At 34.6% G+C, this 18,115-nt stretch carries 23 protein-coding genes and 3 other annotated features; of the genes, 18 read left to right on the forward strand and 5 right to left on the reverse strand.

The features are described 5' to 3' along the window. Nucleotides 1–103: 103 nt before the first annotated feature. Nucleotides 104–1,228, reverse strand: coding sequence for a hypothetical protein (locus ACX9YW_RS00210; protein WP_460340016.1), 1,125 nt, complete (start codon nucleotides 1,226–1,228; stop codon nucleotides 104–106). Further along, nucleotides 1,221–1,733 carry an RNA polymerase sigma factor gene (locus tag ACX9YW_RS00215; RefSeq protein ID WP_460340019.1) on the reverse strand — a complete coding sequence of 171 codons (513 nt, stop codon included), beginning with the start codon at nucleotides 1,731–1,733 and terminating at the stop codon, nucleotides 1,221–1,223. The genes ACX9YW_RS00210 and ACX9YW_RS00215 overlap by 8 nt, the downstream gene beginning before the upstream one ends. 272 nt (nucleotides 1,734–2,005) lie before the next feature. Here ACX9YW_RS00215 and ACX9YW_RS00220 point away from each other — a divergent pair, with 272 nt between their 5' ends. Continuing rightward, nucleotides 2,006–2,140 (forward strand): hypothetical protein, encoded by a 135-nt coding sequence (locus ACX9YW_RS00220; RefSeq protein WP_460340022.1) that lies wholly within the window; start codon nucleotides 2,006–2,008, stop codon nucleotides 2,138–2,140. A gap of 131 nt (nucleotides 2,141–2,271) precedes the next feature. Next, nucleotides 2,272–2,817 carry a hypothetical protein gene (locus ACX9YW_RS00225; RefSeq protein ID WP_460340025.1) on the forward strand — a complete coding sequence of 182 codons (546 nt, stop codon included), beginning with the start codon at nucleotides 2,272–2,274 and terminating at the stop codon, nucleotides 2,815–2,817. 153 nt (nucleotides 2,818–2,970) lie between these two features. Here the strand turns inward: ACX9YW_RS00225 and ACX9YW_RS00230 are convergent, their stop codons facing one another. After that, nucleotides 2,971–4,215 (reverse strand): aminopeptidase P family protein, encoded by a 1,245-nt coding sequence (locus ACX9YW_RS00230; protein WP_460340028.1) that lies wholly within the window; start codon nucleotides 4,213–4,215, stop codon nucleotides 2,971–2,973. A 472-nt stretch (nucleotides 4,216–4,687) separates the two neighbouring features. On the opposite strand from ACX9YW_RS00230, the gene ACX9YW_RS00235 reads away from it, so the two are divergent. The 3 genes from ACX9YW_RS00235 to ACX9YW_RS00245 all read left to right on the forward strand — a co-directional run bounded on the left by ACX9YW_RS00235 (nucleotide 4,688) and on the right by ACX9YW_RS00245 (nucleotide 5,864). Then, nucleotides 4,688–4,888, forward strand: a complete 201-nt coding sequence (locus ACX9YW_RS00235; RefSeq protein ID WP_066399688.1) for a cold-shock protein — start codon at nucleotides 4,688–4,690, stop codon at nucleotides 4,886–4,888. 219 nt (nucleotides 4,889–5,107) lie between these two features. Then, a complete protein-coding gene (locus ACX9YW_RS00240) occupies nucleotides 5,108–5,266 on the forward strand; it encodes a DUF3934 domain-containing protein (RefSeq protein ID WP_460340032.1) in 159 nt (52 codons plus the stop codon). Between the two features lie 226 nt (nucleotides 5,267–5,492). Further along, nucleotides 5,493–5,864: a VOC family protein gene (locus tag ACX9YW_RS00245; RefSeq protein ID WP_460340035.1), complete on the forward strand. Its 372-nt coding sequence runs from the start codon at nucleotides 5,493–5,495 to the stop codon at nucleotides 5,862–5,864. A gap of 242 nt (nucleotides 5,865–6,106) precedes the next feature. Here ACX9YW_RS00245 and ACX9YW_RS00250 read toward each other — a convergent pair whose 3' ends face one another. After that, the gene (locus tag ACX9YW_RS00250) at nucleotides 6,107–6,571 is read right to left on the reverse strand and encodes a glycoside hydrolase family 3 N-terminal domain-containing protein (RefSeq protein ID WP_460341214.1); all 465 of its coding nucleotides are present in this window, start codon (nucleotides 6,569–6,571) and stop codon (nucleotides 6,107–6,109) included. 583 nt (nucleotides 6,572–7,154) lie between these two features. Here ACX9YW_RS00250 and ACX9YW_RS00255 point away from each other — a divergent pair. The 8 genes from ACX9YW_RS00255 (at nucleotide 7,155) to ACX9YW_RS00290 (ending at nucleotide 14,321) form a co-directional block, all read left to right on the forward strand. Further along, nucleotides 7,155–7,490 carry a DUF6054 family protein gene (locus tag ACX9YW_RS00255; RefSeq protein WP_460340038.1) on the forward strand — a complete coding sequence of 112 codons (336 nt, stop codon included), beginning with the start codon at nucleotides 7,155–7,157 and terminating at the stop codon, nucleotides 7,488–7,490. Between the two features lie 323 nt (nucleotides 7,491–7,813). Continuing rightward, nucleotides 7,814–8,002: a hypothetical protein gene (locus tag ACX9YW_RS00260; RefSeq protein WP_460340041.1), complete on the forward strand. Its 189-nt coding sequence runs from the start codon at nucleotides 7,814–7,816 to the stop codon at nucleotides 8,000–8,002. Nucleotides 8,003–8,123: 121 nt separating this feature from the next. Beyond that, nucleotides 8,124–8,405 carry a DUF2277 domain-containing protein gene (locus tag ACX9YW_RS00265; protein WP_460340044.1) on the forward strand — a complete coding sequence of 94 codons (282 nt, stop codon included), beginning with the start codon at nucleotides 8,124–8,126 and terminating at the stop codon, nucleotides 8,403–8,405. 313 nt (nucleotides 8,406–8,718) lie between these two features. After that, nucleotides 8,719–8,931: a hypothetical protein gene (locus ACX9YW_RS00270; protein ID WP_460340047.1), complete on the forward strand. Its 213-nt coding sequence runs from the start codon at nucleotides 8,719–8,721 to the stop codon at nucleotides 8,929–8,931. A 151-nt stretch (nucleotides 8,932–9,082) separates the two neighbouring features. Beyond that, nucleotides 9,083–9,314 (forward strand) — a binding site (T-box leader). Nucleotides 9,315–9,357: 43 nt separating this feature from the next. Further along, nucleotides 9,358–9,587, forward strand: a binding site (T-box leader). Nucleotides 9,588–9,630: 43 nt separating this feature from the next. Beyond that, nucleotides 9,631–9,859, forward strand: a binding site (T-box leader). 156 nt (nucleotides 9,860–10,015) lie between these two features. Further along, nucleotides 10,016–11,092, forward strand: a complete 1,077-nt coding sequence (locus ACX9YW_RS00275) for a bifunctional 3-deoxy-7-phosphoheptulonate synthase/chorismate mutase (protein WP_460340050.1) — start codon at nucleotides 10,016–10,018, stop codon at nucleotides 11,090–11,092. Between the two features lie 66 nt (nucleotides 11,093–11,158). After that, a complete protein-coding gene (aroC, locus tag ACX9YW_RS00280; RefSeq protein ID WP_460340053.1) occupies nucleotides 11,159–12,331 on the forward strand; it encodes a chorismate synthase in 1,173 nt (390 codons plus the stop codon). 14 nt (nucleotides 12,332–12,345) lie between these two features. Next, nucleotides 12,346–13,431: a histidinol-phosphate transaminase gene (gene hisC / locus ACX9YW_RS00285; RefSeq protein WP_460340056.1), complete on the forward strand. Its 1,086-nt coding sequence runs from the start codon at nucleotides 12,346–12,348 to the stop codon at nucleotides 13,429–13,431. Nucleotides 13,432–13,451: 20 nt separating this feature from the next. After that, nucleotides 13,452–14,321, forward strand: a complete 870-nt coding sequence (locus tag ACX9YW_RS00290) for a prephenate dehydrogenase (RefSeq protein ID WP_460340059.1) — start codon at nucleotides 13,452–13,454, stop codon at nucleotides 14,319–14,321. 164 nt (nucleotides 14,322–14,485) lie between these two features. Here ACX9YW_RS00290 and ACX9YW_RS00295 read toward each other — a convergent pair whose 3' ends face one another. Beyond that, on the reverse strand, nucleotides 14,486–14,932 hold the full coding sequence (locus tag ACX9YW_RS00295; RefSeq protein ID WP_460340062.1) for a YaiI/YqxD family protein: 447 nt from the start codon (nucleotides 14,930–14,932) through the stop codon (nucleotides 14,486–14,488). Between the two features lie 310 nt (nucleotides 14,933–15,242). On the opposite strand from ACX9YW_RS00295, the gene ACX9YW_RS00300 reads away from it, so the two are divergent. The 5 genes from ACX9YW_RS00300 to ACX9YW_RS00320 all read left to right on the forward strand — a co-directional run bounded on the left by ACX9YW_RS00300 (nucleotide 15,243) and on the right by ACX9YW_RS00320 (nucleotide 17,658). Next, nucleotides 15,243–15,512: a DUF1801 domain-containing protein gene (locus ACX9YW_RS00300; protein WP_460341217.1), complete on the forward strand. Its 270-nt coding sequence runs from the start codon at nucleotides 15,243–15,245 to the stop codon at nucleotides 15,510–15,512. Nucleotides 15,513–15,616: 104 nt separating this feature from the next. Further along, nucleotides 15,617–16,021 (forward strand): VOC family protein, encoded by a 405-nt coding sequence (locus ACX9YW_RS00305; protein WP_460340065.1) that lies wholly within the window; start codon nucleotides 15,617–15,619, stop codon nucleotides 16,019–16,021. A gap of 169 nt (nucleotides 16,022–16,190) precedes the next feature. Then, the gene (locus ACX9YW_RS00310; RefSeq protein WP_460340067.1) at nucleotides 16,191–16,514 is read left to right on the forward strand and encodes a hypothetical protein; all 324 of its coding nucleotides are present in this window, start codon (nucleotides 16,191–16,193) and stop codon (nucleotides 16,512–16,514) included. A 200-nt stretch (nucleotides 16,515–16,714) separates the two neighbouring features. Continuing rightward, on the forward strand, nucleotides 16,715–17,182 hold the full coding sequence (locus tag ACX9YW_RS00315) for a CBO0543 family protein (protein WP_460341220.1): 468 nt from the start codon (nucleotides 16,715–16,717) through the stop codon (nucleotides 17,180–17,182). Next, entirely contained in the window at nucleotides 17,182–17,658 is a 477-nt protein-coding gene (locus ACX9YW_RS00320; protein WP_460340070.1) for a CBO0543 family protein, read from the forward strand. Before ACX9YW_RS00315 ends, ACX9YW_RS00320 begins: the two co-directional genes overlap by 1 nt. Nucleotides 17,659–18,115: the final 457 nt, after the last annotated feature.

Consider the following 18,115-nt stretch of genomic DNA (forward strand, 5'->3'; position numbering starts at 1 on the left):
TGCATCGAATTGGTCATATTTTACAAACATGCCTGTCACCACCCAAATTTTGTTGAGTATCACGACATTTAACGGGGTGTGACAGGCACTAGGATATGAAACTTCATTCGTCAAACTGTATAATATACATCGCTAAATCTTTTCCCTCACCATTTAGTAAGAATGTTCCTTCTGAAGTAAACCGCGGCTTCACTAGACGTTCCTTTATGGAGGGTAATGTTGAAACTATTTGTAGCTTATTATTTTCCTCCCTAAATAATTGCACTGTATCGCTTTCATTACGAGCAACAGACAATGCGAAATATCTGCCATCTGTTGCATATGCGTTCGAGACAACAGGCATATATAAAACTTCAAATTTCCCTGAATACATATTAATTAGCCCAAGAACACCTGGATCTTTACCATTCAATAAATAAGCGAAAATAGTATCGTTCTGAATTTGAATGTTCTGCGCTATTTTATATGGGAATGTATAAGTTGCTATTTGTTTTTGCAAACGAAAATCATAAACATAAACCATGGTTTCTTTCTCCTTGTTAATCGTCAAGGTTTCTGGAATAACGATTAGATTCTTATCAATTGCTGGTTGACTATTAGCACCTTCGCCTTTCATTTCATGCAGAACACTTTCTTTCAATGAATCAAGTGCCATCGTTAAGTAACTAGTTTTTCCCTGATTACTGCCTAGGTAAATAAGCGTATCTCCACTCAAATGTAGGCCATAAAAATATTTATTTTCCACCGTTTTTAATTCATTGTTTTTGCGATTTAATATGTGTATTTCTTTTTTTTCATGAACAGGTGATACCCATATAAGCCATTTGGCAGACGCTGTTAACTCAAATACCCTGCCAATTTCATGAGTATTGACCAACTGCTTAGATTCATCTTTTTCAACATTAAATGAATAGATACCTTGATCGGTACTATAAATCAATTCATTGGATTCATCAATGTAAAATGATTTAATCAAGGAATCATAGGGTACATGGGGAATAACAACTTTTCTAATTGAAAAATGATTTTCACCTTGAAAAGTCTGTTGTAAATATGGCGAAGCTATTACTAAAAAAAGTAAACAGGCAAAAATGGTGATTAACGCAGGTTTCCAAGAGTTCCGTTGAGGCTTCTTTACCATCATATTCATTCTATATTTTGTATTTTCAATAATACGATCTCTATTTTCGTCTATATTCTCTAACGGATTCAATCGGTAATTACTCATTTAATAGCACCTCCCACTCTTCATGAGCAAGTTTCTTTTTTAAAAACGCTTTACCACTTTTCAATCTGGACTTCACGGTACTAGCTGGGCTATTCACAATTTGTGAGATCTCTTTAATCGATAAATTCTCTAAATAATAGTAAACGATTGCTTCCCGCTGTTTTAGAGGCAATGCTAAAATAGCCTCATCCAAAGTTGTCAGTTCATCTGCTTCAACTAAGGAATCCTTATCTAGTAAGCTCTCCTTCTGAAAAAATATATTTTTAATAAGTATTTTTTTATATGACCAGCTTCTCAAATAATCTTTACATGCATTAGCCGTCACTCTTGATAAATATGCTTTCAACTCGCCACGTTCTTGATAATTGGAGCAGTAAAACTTAAAAAAGACCTCTTGAACAATATCTTCAGACAATTGTTTATCCTTTAAGTAATAATAAGCAATACGAAAAAGTAACTCTGTGTATTCAGCCATTGCTCTTTCTACAATCATAGAATCCTGCACTATCAATAAACCTCCCCTCAAAGACATAAACGAATCTAATCCACAGAAAGACGAAATCAAACTAAAAATATCTAACATAAAATTAAAACCACAAAAGGGTTTTATTGATTTACCATAGTTATCTAGTATTATCGCATATTGCTGAGTAAACTTATGAGGGAAAATCAGCTGGCCATTCCAAATAACAAAAATTCCCTAAAAAGAGAGGTATTTTTAGATTAAAAAAGAATAAGGAAATATTGATGTATTTATTTGGAAAAGAGGGGGATAAGATGGAGATCATTAATTTAATAGCCCTAATTGTATTTTTAGGAACATTGTTATCGATAGAAGGAAAGGTAAGAAAGATAAATGAGAGCAACAAAGAAATAGTTGATTTATTAAAAGAAATGAAATCCAAAAAATAATTTTTATTAAACCCTAAAGGTGAAGCTAAGCCTGAAATTCAAAAATAGGAAATATATCGATACGATCTTGATGGACCTAACACAGGGGGGAGTAGAGGAATTTGTTAATAACTTAGGGGGGGGGGGGGAGAATGATTAAGAAATTATTCCTAGTTTTTTCAATAGTCATATGTCCCGTTATTTTCGCTGCTTTAACAGTAAAACCTACAGTTAGTTATGCGTGTAAGTGTGTTAAACAAATGTCAGTTGAAGAACAGTTAGAATTTTCTGATACAGTTTTTAAAGGGAAAATTATTGAAATTAAACAAAAAAGACATGCAAGAAAAATTCTGTTTGAAGTAAGTAACATATGGAAAGGTATTTCAACTTCCCAGATTGAATTAATTGATGAACCATCTTCTTGTAGTATTGACTTTATGGATGGGCAGGGATATTTGGTTTATGCTAAAAACTATGGAAATGATGTACTCACTACAAATATTTGTGATAGAACAGTTGAACTAAAAAATGCTGATAATGATTTATTGCTACTAGGTGAAGGTGGATTACCAACTGAAATGGTTAATTATGAAAACGAAATTTATCATTTTAATGTGATATGGTGGCTTCCCATTATTGTAATTCCTGTTCTTATTGTTTCTAGTTTTATATGGAAAAGGAAGAGAGTTACAAAATAAACAGTAGAATCTTTGTTTATGAAAATATGTACTGAAACTAACGAAAGACGATTGTATTATATCGAATGATTTCAGGAAGTAGGAATCATACAAATGCCAGACCCTACAGACTTTAACATAGTAAAGTATGTGGATCTGGCACCAATTTTTTAATTATTTATTCATAAATTCTTCAATTTCTTCAACAGATCGGATAATATCTTTTGAAAGAACTTCATTACCTTCTTCTGTAACTAACACATCATCTTCAATTCGGATTCCTATTCCTTCTTCTTCGATATATAAACCAGGCTCAACCGTCAACACCATACCAGGTTGTAAGATTAAGTCCTTATAATCGCCGACGTCATGGGTATCTAGTCCAAGAAAGTGGCTGACTCCATGATAATAATAATTTCCGATTTCACTTTCTTCCTTTATCAATCCTACGTTGATGCATTCTTCCGCAAGGATTTTCTTCGTATACTCATTCAGTTTGGCAAAAGGGACACCCGGTTTGATTAGTGCAGTCGTTTCTCTTAATGCCTTTAAAACAATGTTGTAATACATCTTTTGTTTTTCGCTAAATTTACCATTCACGGGAAAGGTATAGCTTATATCCGCATTGTAATAATGATATTGCGCGCCTAAATCAAGAAGGACAAGACTTCCTTCCTCAATCGCTGCATCATTTTTTTCATAATGAAGGACCGTAGCATTTTTGCCACTTGCTACTATTGTAGGAAAAGCATAATCTTTGACACCTTCTGATGTAAGAATAAAATCAAAATAAGCTTCAAGTTGATATTCTTTTGTCACTTCTTTTGCATGGCTCATAATATTTTTTATGCCTTTATAGGTGATATCAATTGCTTTTTTGATCTGCTTGATTTCTTCAGGTGTTTTATAAACACGTAACTTACAAATATCAGGATACACATTTTTCATTTGCAGGAATGGATAATTCGCTTGGATTTTACTTGCAAATTGTTGTGCTTTCGTCATTGTCTGATCTAATGATCTTCTTTCAAGATCTAAATAGACATTCGTTAGCGAACTTGTAAAGAGGATTCGAGCCAACAAGGAATCAAATTGTTCAATAAATTGGATATTGCCTATTCCCGAAGCCTCGACCGCTTCTTCTTTTGAAATAGACTTTCCAATCCACTTTTCCAATACTGGATCTGATTTTTCGATAAAAAGGTATTCTTCTACATGATTATTTGTTTTATGGGCCAAAAAGATAATATTGGGTTCATCCATTCCTGTTAAGTAATAAAAATTACGATTAGGCACAAACCTGTATGCTTCATCTGCAGATTTTTGTGGGGCATTTCCGGCAAACAAAACAAGTAATGAACGATCTTCTAAATTTTCATATATACGATTGCGATTAGTTGTATAAAAATCCTTTTGCATCTAATTACCTCACTTATTCAATGTTTTTCGTTTGTAGATTAATTATACTATAAGGCGGGAAAATTCGAACTAATTTGAACCGATAGAAAAAACAATCTCGTTTTCCCTATAAAGAGTAGTTAAAAGGTGCACTCCTTTGGGAAATAATTTTTTAAAAGGTGTAGAAAAGATATGGAATTCAAAAAAAGAAAGGTAGTTCCTGAGGAATAAAAGATAAGTAAAATAGAAGGTAGTTTTCTTTTAATGTGAAGGAGCGTTAATGTTTAGAAGCGTCTTTTTCCTTCTTCAACTTAAAAAGAGTGAGAAATAAAGATTAGGATTCCTTGCAATTAACTCCAACAAATGTTATTCTTAGATAGATTATTTTTGTTCGGTGTAACGGATCGTATTAGTAAAACTTTTCGTCTTGATATTCACTGAGAGCAAGGATAGTAATACATTGTGTGTACAAACACACTAGGAGGCAACAAACATGGAAAAAGGTAAAGTAAAATGGTTTAATGGCGAAAAAGGCTTCGGATTCATCGAACGTGAAGGTGGAGAAGATGTATTCGTTCATTTCTCAGCTATCCAAGGCGAAGGGTACAAATCATTAGAAGAAGGTCAAGAAGTGACTTTTGATGTTGAGCAAGGCCAACGTGGAGCGCAAGCAGCTAACGTTCGTAAGGCTTAATAACCATGACAACTATGAACAGGCTCTTTTTTTAGAGTCTGTTTTTATTTTTCTAAAAAACAAAAAACCCCACTCAATTATGAGTAGGGAACATGAAAACAGTAATTCAAATGGTAAACATATTTTAACATATAATTACGTTGATATCTAATTTCTTTTACCAACATAGATAAAAATAACTAGAAGAGTAACTCAAAGTGAATAATAAGGGGTGAGTGTATGAGTAAAGCTAAGGGGAAAAGTGGAACAGGCAGAGGAACAGACAAAAAAGGATGGAATCGTTGGCAAGCAAGTGCAAACAAAGCAAAGAGTGCCAAACCGTATATAAGTAAAGGTACGAAAAAAACGGATAGTGCCAATACCACGAAGAATAGTTAGAAGTAACATATCCATTTCACAATCGGGCGTTATCCTCGAACAAGGATAACGCTTATTTTTCGTTCTTTCTCAATTTAACTTATGATAAACTAAGGTTATCGGAATTTTCCGAATAATAGAAAGTCCATTGTTCCGTTTAAATCCATGTTAATTCATTAATTGTAAGAAAAAGGGATATAGAAAGGGAACTATTTGTTATACCAGATTAAATAAAGGAGAGAAGGCTATGGGTAAATCATTTATTGAACAAGTACATTATATTAGAATTCCTGTAAAAGATTTAGAACTGTCTGCACAATGGTATAGAGATGTATTAGGGCTCCAGTTACTAAACAATACTGAGGAATTTGCCATTTTAAAAGTAAATGAAGGACCTTTCTTACTTATCTTAGTTCCTACTGAAGATGAAACATTTGCCCATTTTACTATTGATAATGAACATGAATTTAGCATTGGCTTTACAAGTCCAGAATTATCTGAATTTCACCAACACTTAATTGATAATCAAGTTAAGGTCGAGGATATAAAAGAAGATAATGGTCATGCCTATTTTCACTTTTATGACCCAAATGGTAATAAACTTCAAGTACACTGGTAAGATTCTAATAAATAAATTACCTTATTCATTAACTTGTGCTTTATCGGATTAAGAACGGGAACGTCCAAATCAGACGTTCCCATATTTTTTTCCTGAAAACCAACAAAACTGTTTAACAAAGCCTTTCATTAAAGAACACGATTGCGAAAGTAGTAATCCTTTTAACCCACAAACTTATCCTAATTCATTAATGTAGATATTGATTCAGAAGACTATTGATTGAGTGATTTATTTCATATATGTTAAAGATTTTCTACTTTTGCATCGCTAATGTTATATTTCCTTTTTAGTTTAATAATTCTTTCTATACTTTCATATAATCTTAGTTCGGAAATTTCTCCATTTCTAACAGCCGTTAATAAAGAGGAGGCAACCTTTATAACATTTTGAAATTCATGTCCTACTAAAATGATATCGCTTCCTGCCTTTACTGATTCTACCGCTGCTTTACCAATATCAAAATGTTCTGTTATGGCTCCCATTGTCATATCGTCCGTTATGATTACTCCCGTGAAACTTAGTTGTTTTCGAAGAAGATCCGTCATGACAGCTTTTGACATAGACGCTGGATTGGTTTTATCCAATTGGGGTATTAAGATATGGGCGACCATTACAACATCTGCTCCATGATCAATCGCATGTTCAAACGGAATTAACTCTAGTTCTTTAAGATCCTTAAGGCTTTTATTGACAATCGGGAGTTCCAGATGGGAATCAACCGATGTATCTCCATGTCCAGGAAAATCGAATTCTCTGTATTTATACCGGTAGGTTTAGTATCGGATGGATTAGTTATTATTGGGTTTTCTTTAACTGGCATCTGTTCATAATCATATTCTCTGATTGTATAAGTAACTCCAATGATTAAGGCTACCATTAAAAGTAGACCTATAAAAATAGGTCGCTTATTTTGAGAAGTCCTTTTTCTTTTCATTATCCAATTCCTCTTTCTGCCTTTTTATGGGAAGTATTGACTTTATATTTTACCGTTTATTTGTCGCAATGCCAAACAGCATCCATAAAAGTGTGCTTTTCATTAATAAGAGGGCATCTTTTATAATGCTTCATCCAAATTTTTGATTAGATCTTGTTAGTGTCAAGAAAAGATAGGGAAGATTTCTACCTAAAGAATAAAGTTCTATTCTTCTAGAAGGATATAGCTTTTTATTAACGAAGTAATGGGTAGGCTTAATACATATTCAAGAAAACTAAATCCATACATGAAACCAATGATAATAAACGATCGTATTATATAGACAAACTATTAATTTGGGATAGGATGGTGCAATTATGGCAAAGTATGAAAAGTCAATTATTGGTCAATTTGAGAAAGTAGTTAATCATTTGGAAAACGATATTAGTAATAGTGGAATAAGTATGAAATTAGTGGATGAAAGCAACTACACTATTGGAGATACGAAAATAGCAGTTCGAGTCTATGATAAATATTTTATGCGAAATGGGAATAGAGCAAGTTTGAGCCTTACTGTAGTGGGGAACAACAATAATATTTATATTTCAGCAATTGGTGCTGGCGGAGGACAAGGTGTTTTTTTAAACTTTAGTCTTGGTGCCGAAAATAATATGGTTACAATAGTGCAAAAAAGTATAGAAAAACTGGAATGATCATTCTTTTTTTGAGTTTCCTCCAATTGGGAAGATTGATTGGTCAATACATTATTACCATACCTTGATAAAGATCATTTCCAAACTACAGGAATTCTTAAGGAATCGTTCCTTTCTAACCGAATGGGAAGCACATAATTCTGAGGTCAAAATACTCCAATATGGATTAGAGTTTTTTGGTAAGGTTAGAGTAGCAAAACGGGGAAATTACATAGGAAACGTAAATTAGAAATAATTTAGATAATAGGATTTCCGCTCTGATGTAATGTGAGAAAGGTGTTTTCCTCACTAAAATTAAAAAATACTCATAGGAGGGAATGTTTTTGTACTTATTAACAGCAGCACATGGAATGAATGTCGGCGATATTATTTTTCAATTAATCATGTTTATTATCTTACTAGCAATTCCTTTAGCTATTATCATTGTATTTTTAGTTATAAGAAAAAATAATAACAGATTAAAGAGGGTAGAAGAAAAAATTGATAAACTCCTTTCCGAAAAGGGCAAGTAATAAATAAAGGAAAGAAGGTACTAACGGTCCTAATCTGCCATAATGATAAGAATTCTATTAAGAAAATATGAAGTTTCTTGAACAACAATTTATAAAAAATTAACACAAAGAGGAGTAACTTATGTGTAGAAACATTCGAACATTATTTAATTTTGACCCACCAGCTACAGATGAGGAGATTCATGCAGCCTCTCTACAATACGTAAGAAAGATAACAGGTTATAACAAGCCATCAAAAGTTAACGAAGATGAATTTTATCGTGCAGTAAATGAAATAGTAGCTATTTCTAGAAATTTATTTAATGCAATGAAAACCAATGCTGAGCCTCGTGATCGTGTGGTCGAAGCAGAACGTGCTCGCACTAGGTCTGCTAAAAGGTTTGGACCGAAAATTGAGGAATAAAGAAAAGAGTTGGATTGCTATCGTTTCCCTTAATTAATGACTGGTTTTTTGGTTTAAACTAAAGGTTATGGCAAACCAAATCTTAGTGGTTTGACCGCATAATACTAACGGACGCAACTTTAGCTTAAGTTTTGTTGGTACGAAATCGGTTTTAAGAGACTTTTCACTGCAAATCATTATCAAAAAAGGTATTAAGACTAATTTATCTCTGGTAATACACAATTGTTAAAAAATTGAAACAATCACCCCCTAATAAAATAGATTATTATGATATATTGAAGTGGATATATACTGATAACAAGGGGTGAATCTTATGAAGTTAGTTGTTTCCTCCATTTTTATTTCGACCTCTTTAATGATGTTTTTTATACATAGTATGGTAAAGAATATTGCTAGTTATTTTCTTGAAAGCTATGAATACCAAATGATCCACACCATTTTCCCTTGGATACCTTGGTTAGCGTTAATTATCGGATTATATTATTTTTTTTCGCATACTTATGAAATTGGAGAGATAAAGAAGTAATCGTGTTATTTTAAGGGAATCACTCAATTTAATAAAGTTTAAAAGTGAATTGTAAGTACAGAGGTCCTTAAATAATTTTTTTATTTATCTGAAAAAAGATTGTTGACATTTCATCTTAATTAAATATATAATGTGGAAAATAATCATTATACGTTCGGCATTGAAAGGAACACGAGTAGTGGATGATCTCCCTGTCCAAGAGAGCTGATGGCGGTGCAAATCAGTACAAAGATCAACATGAAATACAATCCTGGAGCTTCTTTTTCGTAGCAAAGAGTCTTCTTTGTGAAGGGAAGGACGGTCATATGATCGTTAACAAAATCGAGAGGTGAACAAGACTGTTCACAACTAGGGTGGTACCGCGAAATCAATTCGTCCCTACTGGAAAACCAGTAGGGACTTTTTTATATTCAAAATTGAATAACATGCAAAGCAATGAACGGAAACAAGTAGTGGATGATCTCCCTGTTTAAGAGAGCTGATGGCGGTGCAAATCAGTACAAAGATCAACATGAATTACAATCCTGGAGCTTCTTTTTCGTAGCAAGGAGATATACTTGTGAAGGGAAAGACGGTCAATGATCGTTAACAAAATCGAGAGGTGAACAAATCTGTTCACAACTAGGGTGGTACCGCGAAATCAATTCGTCCCTACTGGATAACCAGTAGGGACTTTTTTATATTCAAAATTGAATAAGATGCAAAGCAATGAACGGAAACAAGTAGTGATGATCTCCCTGTTTTAGAGAGCTGATGGTGGTGCAAATCAGTACAAAGATCAACATGAATTACAATCCTGGAGCTTCTTTTTCGTAGCAAAGATTATCTTTGTGAAGGGAAAGACGGTCATATGATCGTTAACAAAATCGAGAGGTGAACAAGACTGTTCACAACTAGGGTGGTACCGCGAAATTAATTCGTCCCTACTGGAAGAAACCAGTAGGGGCTTTTTATTTTTAAAAAAATACGCCCTTACAAACTTAAAAGAGGTGATGACTGTTTAGACTTTAATATTTTCGGTTCATGCATAGTTTTCATTTTAAAAATTCGTGATTTTAATGATAAATGTTCAGGAGGAACAAATATGACAACCAATAGATTAACGCAATTACGAAACAAAATTGATGAGATTAACTTAGAAATATTACATTTATTAAACGAAAGAGCTGAAGTCGCTCTAGAAATTGGAGAAGAAAAGAAAAAACAAGGAGTTAATCGTTTTGATCCGGTTCGTGAACGAGAATCACTTGATTTCATTATAAAGCATCACCATGGACAATTTAAAACATCAACCATACAACATATTTTTAAAGAAATATTTAAAGCAAGTTTAGAGCTTCAAGAAGACGATAGTCGAAAAGTACTGTTAGTGTCGCGGAAGGCGCATCCTGAAAATACTATTGTCGATATTAATGGTGAAACAATAGGTGATGGAAAACAAAGATTTATTATGGGACCATGTGCGGTTGAAAGCTACGAACAAGTAAGAGAGGTGGCCATTGCTATGAAAAAGCAAGGCTTGAACATCATGCGAGGTGGCGCATTTAAGCCACGGACATCACCTTACGACTTCCAAGGCTTAGGGGTAGAAGGCTTGAAAATTCTAAAAAATGTCGGAAATGAATTTGGGATGTCCATTATTAGTGAAATTGTTTCCCCTAACGATGTAGGGCTTGCACTAGACTATTTAGATGTCATACAAGTCGGGGCTCGCAATATGCAAAACTTCGATTTACTTAAAACAGTTGGTAGGGTAAATAAACCGATTCTTTTAAAACGTGGACTTTCGGCTACAATTGAAGAATTTATTCATGCAGCAGAGTACATCATGTCTCAAGGAAATAATCAAATCATTTTATGTGAACGTGGAATTCGCACATATGAAAAAGCGACAAGAAATACGTTAGATATTTCGGCCGTACCTATTTTGAAAAAAGAAACTCATCTCCCAGTAATAGTCGATGTGACACATTCGACTGGTAGAAGAGATTTGCTGCTTCCAACAGCGAGAGCGGCGATGGCCATTGGTGCTGATGCGGTTATGGCGGAAGTACATCCGGACCCAGCAGTAGCATTATCAGATGCTGCACAGCAAATGAATATTCCGCAGTTTAATGAGTTTATCCAGGAATTAAAAACGTTACAAGAAAAATTAGCGTAAGAGCATCTTTATAAAAAAGAATAGCGATCCCTGCAATTCAGCAGGGGTCATAGGAGGATGTCACCAATGAGACATATTACAGCCGGTGAATCACATGGACCGCAGCTGACAACGATTATCGAAGGCTTACCCGCAGGGATGCCGTTAACGGTAGAGGAAATTAATCATGAACTTGCTCGCCGTCAAAAAGGGTATGGACGCGGAAGAAGGATGCAAATTGAAACCGATATGGTCCAAATCACTGCAGGTATTCGCCATGGCTTCACATTAGGATCACCGTTAGCCCTTGTCGTCGAGAATAATGATTGGAAGCATTGGACAAAAATCATGGGGATTGAGCCTTTGGATCTGGAAAATCAAGAAGAAGTGAAGCGAAAGGTAACGAGACCAAGGCCAGGGCATGCTGATTTAGTTGGTGGAATTAAGTATGGGCATCGCGATATGAGAAATGTCCTTGAGCGTTCCTCGGCGCGAGAGACAACGGTTAGAGTCGCAGCAGGTGCGGTTGCGAAAAAACTTCTTTCACTACTTGGAATTGAAATTGCCGGACATGTTCTAGAAATAGGCGGAGTGAGAGCAAATTCACCACAATATGAAAATATTAGAGAATTGCAGAAAAAAACCGAAGATTCTCCTGTTCGCTGCTTCGATCAAAAAGTGGAAAAACAAATGATGGAGGCTATTGATTTAGCAAAGGCAAATGGTGATTCGATTGGGGGAATTGTGGAGGTCATAGTGGAAGGTATGCCGATTGGTGTAGGTAGCTATGTTCACTATGATCGGAAACTGGATGCGAAAATTGCTCAGGCAATATTAAGCATTAATGCCTTTAAGGGGGTAGAGTTTGGTTTAGGGTTTGAGATGGCGAGAATGCCAGGAAGTGAAGTACATGATGAAATTATCTGGAATGAGAATAATGGATATGTTCGCTCAACAAATAGATTAGGGGGCTTTGAAGGTGGAATGTCAACCGGTATGCCGATTGTTGTAAGAGGGGTAATGAAACCCATTCCTACCTTATATAAACCGTTAAAAAGCGTTGATATTGATACAAAAGAGCCCTTTTCTGCAAGTATCGAACGTTCCGATAGCTGTGCTGTTCCGGCCGCAAGTGTCGTGGCTGAAGCAGTCGTTGCTTGGGAACTAGCCTCTGCAATAACGGAACAATTTAGTCATGACCGTTTTGAGTTATTGAAGCAATCGATTGAAGAACACAGACTATATACCAAGAGTTTTTAAGGAGTGAAGGCAAAATGAAATGGAAAGATCAAATACATCAACTGAATGCATATCAACCAGGTAAATCAATTGCTGAAGTGAAGGCACAGGATCGGCGATACCCGATTATCAAATTAGCTTCAAATGAGAATCCATATGGTCATTCATTAAAAGTAGATCAAGCGTTTAAAGATTTTGGGGGTTCATTAAATATTTACCCAGATGGAAAAGCGAGCAAATTAAGAGAGGAGACCGCCTCACTATTAGAAGTTGATCATAATCAATTAATATTTACAAATGGAACGGATGAATTAATCCAAATTATTTCGAGGGCTTTCATACAACCAAGCAAAAATACGATAATGGCTACCCCTACTTTTTCACAGTACAAACATAATGCGGTAATTGATGGTGGGGAGGTACGTGAAATCCCGTTAGTTGATGGGATACATGATTTAGACAGAATGCTTTCAGTCATCGATCGGAATACAACGGTGGTATGGATATGTAACCCTAATAATCCAACAGGGACTTATATCAATATCGACGAACTTTGGACATTTTTAAAGAAAGTTCCTAACGATGTGTTTGTCGTACTAGATGAGGCTTATTTTGAATATGTGGAACAGCCAGGTAACACGGTCAAATTGCTTGAAAATTTTCCTAACTTAATGATTACAAGAACGTTTTCCAAAATTTATGGGCTAGCTAGTTTACGAGTGGGATATGGGATTTCATCTATCGATATTATTCAAAAATTAGAAGCGGTTCGTCCGCCATTTAATACAAATGCATTTGGCCAACTAGCTGCTGCCGCTGCCATAAGTGATCAAAAATTTGTAATGGAGTGCTTTCAAAAAAATGCGGCGGAAAGGGAGAAATATTTTGCTTTTTGCTTAGAAAATGGGTTGAAAATTTATCCATCAGAAGGGAACTTTGTACTAATTGATTTCAATTGTGATGGAGACGTGGTCTCAAAGTTTTTATTGGAACGGGGGCTTATCGTACGGTCAGGCAGACTATTAGGGTTTCCGTTAAGTGTGAGGATTACGATTGGTTTACCAGAACAAAATGAAAGAGTCAGAGAGGCAATAAAGGAATTTATCAAGAACGCTTTATAAATGGAAGAAAATGAGGTGTGATGATGAAAGGAAATGTATTTTTGGTAGGTTTAGGATTAATTGGTGGTTCACTTGCCCTGACAATAAGAAACAAGCATCCACAGGCAAAAATTTATGGTTACGATGTTCATCAACAGGAGATAGAAAAAGCCATTGAACTCAACGTTATTGATGAAAAGGTGGATACTTTACAGCAGGGAGCAGAGCTTGCTGACTTAATCATTTTATCCACACCAGTATTAGAAATGAAAAAAATAATGAAACAATTATCACGCATGGCATTAAAAAACAATGTGATTATTACTGATACAGGGAGCACAAAGGGGGAGATTATGAATGCTGCCATTGAGCTGTTTAATGAAAAAATAACTTTTATTGGTGGGCACCCTGTAGCGGGCTCTCATAAAACCGGGGTAGAAAATGCCGATTTACATTTATTTGATGATGCCTATTATATTCTTACTCCTGCACCTGGAATCAGCAATAATAGGATTTGTGAATTAAAGAGTTGGTTAAGTGGCACCCATGCACGTCTCCATATACTCGACAAAGATGAACATGACTACATAGTAGGAATGATAAGTCATCTACCACATGTAATGGCTGGAGTATTGGTAAATCAAGCTAAAAAACATGCGATCAGAGAGCCACTTATTCGCCAAATGGCAGCGGGAGGATTTCGTGACATTACAAGAATTGCTTCAAGTAACCCAAGCAATTGGAGAGATATCGTTATAGATAATCGCCATCATTTACTGGAATTAATGGAGGACTGGATGAACGAAATTCGTCAATTGACTAATGTTTTGCAGGCTGGTGATGAACATGCAATCCGTCATTTTTTTGAAGGGGCTAAAGAATACCGTGATTCTTTACCAAGACGTGTTTAATGGGGTTTGATGTAAACATTTTACTGGTAGGGGATTACGTAGAAATGGAGGAAAAAGGGGGGCAGTTGTGTAAGCCAGAGGCTGTCCTTGAAGTTAAGAGTTCAGGAACAACCATCCGACTGCTATCGGGTTAGCAAGCTAGTTTCCATAATAATAGGATGGTCCTATTTTTTAGGTGAAATCGCTCTTTTAAAAAGCTCCTTAAATTTCTCCCTATCTTCTGCTGTAAATGGTTTGGGACCTTTTGTTCGCTTTCCACTTTTTCGTGCCATTGCACTCAAATAACGTGTTTGTAACAGTTGGTCAATGTTTTCATTTGTATAGCTAGACCCATTATGGTGAAGTACAGCACAACCTTTTGCTAAAGCTAGCGAAGCAAGACCATAATCTTGCGTTACGATTATATCTCCCTTTTCTGCCAACTTCATTATCCGGTAATCCGCAGCATCTGCTCCAGAATCGACATAAATGGTTTCTACACCAGATGGTTTTTCCACATTTGAAAAATGAGCGAAGCTAGTAACTAGGACAACTGGAATTTTAGCATTTGTACCCTCAGAGATAATGATATCTTTTACCGGACATGCATCTGCATCGACATAAATTTTCATCTTTAACTCCCCGTAGATAAGTTTGAGTTGATGATAATGATAAAGTTAGTCTTTGTCAAACGATAAATCGTGCGGTAGATGTTTAAGAAAATCAACATATTTGGTAATATGTAGAAAAAATGATAAAAAAGAAAAATTGTAAGGGGATGACTAAGCAATAATGAGAACAAAAAAATCAGGTGAAAATAAGAAGTTGTCAAGATCTGAACAAGTATCAGAATTTATGAATAACCTTGAACATCCACTTAAAGAAGAAATAGAAATGGTTCGAAATTTCATTTTAAGTACTGATAGCTAAATTACAGAACATATCAAATGGAATGCTCCGAGTTTCTGTTATGAAGGTGAAGACCGAATTACTTTTAATCTTCATGGAAAAGGATTTATTCGCCTTGTCTTTCATTGTGGTGCTATGGTAAAAGACCGAAAGACGGATGAACCGCTGATTGTAGATACTAGTAGTATATTAGAATGGCAAGCAACTGACAGAGCTATGATGAAATTTACGGATAAAAATGACGTTAAAGCTAAAGAAGACATACTTAGAGAAGTAATAACAAAGTGGCTCAAAGTTACTTAAGATAGATGATATTCCTTCCATCAGGAGTGCATTGAAAGTTTCAAATCAAAAATTGGACCTAAAGTGCTATCCTTGATGAAAGTCGAAAACAAAAGGAGAGAAAAATGACTACTAAATATGTCCACCATATTTGTATCCAAACAAATCATTATGAAGAATCCTTAAAATTTTATAGAGAAATTCTTGGTTTCGAATTAATTCAGGAATCCCCTAATTTCCATCAGCGCTATTATAACTCTTGGTTAAAATTAGGTGAATTTTATATAGAACTTCAAACCGGTAAAGCAGGTGAGAACCTTAACAGTGTAGACCCAAACCCACAGGGTATCACTCATTTTTGTATTTGGGTAGATGACTTAGTTAAGGAAGTCCAAACTATTAAAGGATTAGGTTATCATTTTATACCGAAAAATGGGGAAGAAATTTATCAAGTGGAAAATGGAAGTTTGTGTAAATTAATAGCACCTGAAGGAACAATAGTAGAACTAAGGGATAACAGAGGAATATAGCCAATAATAATGATAGATTCTATTTAACAGATTCTTTTTATCAAATAGTTTATGAAAAACGTACTTAAACGATAGATGAGCGTTAATCAATAAAGGATTAACGCTTGTTTTGTAGAAGTTGTTAAGCGAAAGCAAGAGTGTTTAACAAGAATTTTGTAGGGGAGGTAACATGATGTTTGTTAAAGTATATCAGTATTATATTCAAAAGGACCAATTAGACAATTATTTAGATATACAGGAAAAATCTAAAGAGATTTACAGTACGTATATAGATGTTCAAACAATATACTTAAACAGTAGGAATGATGAATCAAAATGGATAGAAATATCAAGATATCAATCCGAAGATGAATATAAAAAGAGTATAAAGTTAATAAATCAACAAAAAGAAATACAGGAACTATTTGAAGATTTTCAATCACTTTTGGTATCAGATAAGAATGAGATAAGCGAAGAGGATTTTATTGAATACAGAGAAAAATCCTTTAATTAATAAATATTTTGTTCAAATATTAGTTTTGTAGAACAACTGTGAAATGACTCATGAAAAACAGACTCTCTTTCAAGAAGAACTTCGATTTAACGTATTTGAATATGATTTGTGAAAATAGAAAATACTAAAACGTAGTAACTTTCTTACAAGGATGGAGTGGTTCACGAACCATGCTAATGGAACATTGGATTCTGATAGCTATGTGGTTGTTCGGATTGATTGGATGTTTTTTGTTCATTCCACGTAAAGATAGGCGTAAAGGTTTCTTGGCATTTTTAATGTTTCAAGCAATCATTTGGCTATGTGATGTGATTACCTTTGCATTAGATTGGCAACGTGCGCCTGTCCGTGAGCTACCCGAAGCGACGAATCTCCCTCTTACTCTCGATTATTTTTTTTATCCAGTATTATTTGCTATCTATTACATCAATAAGAAATCAAGAAGCGGAAGTTGGTCAAGGTTCATATACTTTTTTATTTGGATTTTTGCCATTACGTCGTTTGATTTTGTCATCGAGAAATACACAGGTATTTTAGAATATATATCATTGACGTGGTACTCCATGTGGATTCTCTTTGGTTCTCTCTTTTATATAAGTGAAGTTTGCTGTAATTGGTACTTTAAGGACAAAGCCTTGTTACAAACGGAGCGGCGGTGGGAGACCTAATGAGTATGGAATGGTGGATAATCATACTGGTCTACGTAGTGGCTACTGGAATTTTGTTCTTCATACCGAAAAAAAAAATTCGACTATCAGTATTTACATTTTTAATTACGCAGTTAATTACTTTCCTTATTGGTTTAGTGGTGGTAGAGTTGGGATTGCTTAAATATCCTGTTCGCTGCTTTCCATCTGTTAATCGGACAAGCTTTGTTTATGAATATTATGCCTTTCCAATCGTATGTGTCGCCTTCAATGTTTGGTATCCCCTTAACCAAAGACTCCTTTATCAATTGGGTTATTACGTTGCATTTAGTTCCGTGTTAACAATTGGTGAAGTCATACTTGAAAAATACACCAATCTCATCAAATACATACACTGGGAATGGTACACTTCATGGATTACCATTACTATTTCGTTTATTATTGTGCGTTTATTTTGTGTTTGGTTTTTCGCAAAGGGGAAATCTTCATCCATTTGAAACTGGTATTAGCTCTACTATTTCTATTGAACTTTCTCAAGCTTCTGCATGATAAAAATAATTATCTGTTCCGTTATAATTGCATATTGCTAAAATGGCATTGAAAAATGGCGTGGAATCTGCCTGCGCTATTTTTTTTATGGACATTACTTGTGATACAAAAAATAACTCTGTCAATTAGAGTTATTTTCCCTCAATTGCAACTCCTATTTTGTATAGTTGTTCCAAACGAAAAATAACTCATTAGTAATAAAGGATAATGCAAATAAAATATAGAATATATTTTTACTGTGAATACAAAAAATGGAGGGAATTTTGTTCTTTATCATTCACAAGGTTCCGCTAGCTTTTCACCTATAGATATTTTTAAAGCATTTTTTATATCCTTTAAAACATGGTTAGCATTAGTGGTTATCCTAGGGTCGGAAATAAATTTTTAAAATTTTTCCCACAAACT

The sequence above is a fragment of the Pseudoneobacillus rhizolycopersici genome, from assembly GCF_054786815.1.

Bases quoted from the DNA above. Each gene is read 5' to 3' on its own strand.
- ACX9YW_RS00210 (WP_460340016.1), bottom strand. From the start codon at position 1,228: ATGAGTAATTACCGATTGAATCCGTTAGAGAATATAGACGAAAATAGA.
- ACX9YW_RS00220 (WP_460340022.1), top strand. From the start codon at position 2,006: ATGGAGATCATTAATTTAATAGCCCTAATTGTATTTTTAGGAACATTG.
- ACX9YW_RS00225 (WP_460340025.1), top strand. From the start codon at position 2,272: ATGATTAAGAAATTATTCCTAGTTTTTTCAATAGTCATATGTCCCGTT.
- ACX9YW_RS00230 (WP_460340028.1), bottom strand. From the start codon at position 4,215: ATGCAAAAGGATTTTTATACAACTAATCGCAATCGTATATATGAAAAT.
- ACX9YW_RS00235 (WP_066399688.1), top strand. From the start codon at position 4,688: ATGGAAAAAGGTAAAGTAAAATGGTTTAATGGCGAAAAAGGCTTCGGA.
- ACX9YW_RS00240 (WP_460340032.1), top strand. From the start codon at position 5,108: ATGAGTAAAGCTAAGGGGAAAAGTGGAACAGGCAGAGGAACAGACAAA.
- ACX9YW_RS00245 (WP_460340035.1), top strand. From the start codon at position 5,493: ATGGGTAAATCATTTATTGAACAAGTACATTATATTAGAATTCCTGTA.
- ACX9YW_RS00255 (WP_460340038.1), top strand. From the start codon at position 7,155: ATGGCAAAGTATGAAAAGTCAATTATTGGTCAATTTGAGAAAGTAGTT.
- ACX9YW_RS00265 (WP_460340044.1), top strand. From the start codon at position 8,124: ATGTGTAGAAACATTCGAACATTATTTAATTTTGACCCACCAGCTACA.
- ACX9YW_RS00270 (WP_460340047.1), top strand. From the start codon at position 8,719: ATGAAGTTAGTTGTTTCCTCCATTTTTATTTCGACCTCTTTAATGATG.
- ACX9YW_RS00275 (WP_460340050.1), top strand. From the start codon at position 10,016: ATGACAACCAATAGATTAACGCAATTACGAAACAAAATTGATGAGATT.
- aroC (WP_460340053.1), top strand. From the start codon at position 11,159: ATGAGACATATTACAGCCGGTGAATCACATGGACCGCAGCTGACAACG.
- hisC (WP_460340056.1), top strand. From the start codon at position 12,346: ATGAAATGGAAAGATCAAATACATCAACTGAATGCATATCAACCAGGT.
- ACX9YW_RS00290 (WP_460340059.1), top strand. From the start codon at position 13,452: ATGATGAAAGGAAATGTATTTTTGGTAGGTTTAGGATTAATTGGTGGT.
- ACX9YW_RS00295 (WP_460340062.1), bottom strand. From the start codon at position 14,932: ATGAAAATTTATGTCGATGCAGATGCATGTCCGGTAAAAGATATCATT.
- ACX9YW_RS00305 (WP_460340065.1), top strand. From the start codon at position 15,617: ATGACTACTAAATATGTCCACCATATTTGTATCCAAACAAATCATTAT.
- ACX9YW_RS00310 (WP_460340067.1), top strand. From the start codon at position 16,191: ATGATGTTTGTTAAAGTATATCAGTATTATATTCAAAAGGACCAATTA.
- ACX9YW_RS00315 (WP_460341220.1), top strand. From the start codon at position 16,715: ATGTGGTTGTTCGGATTGATTGGATGTTTTTTGTTCATTCCACGTAAA.
- ACX9YW_RS00320 (WP_460340070.1), top strand. From the start codon at position 17,182: ATGAGTATGGAATGGTGGATAATCATACTGGTCTACGTAGTGGCTACT.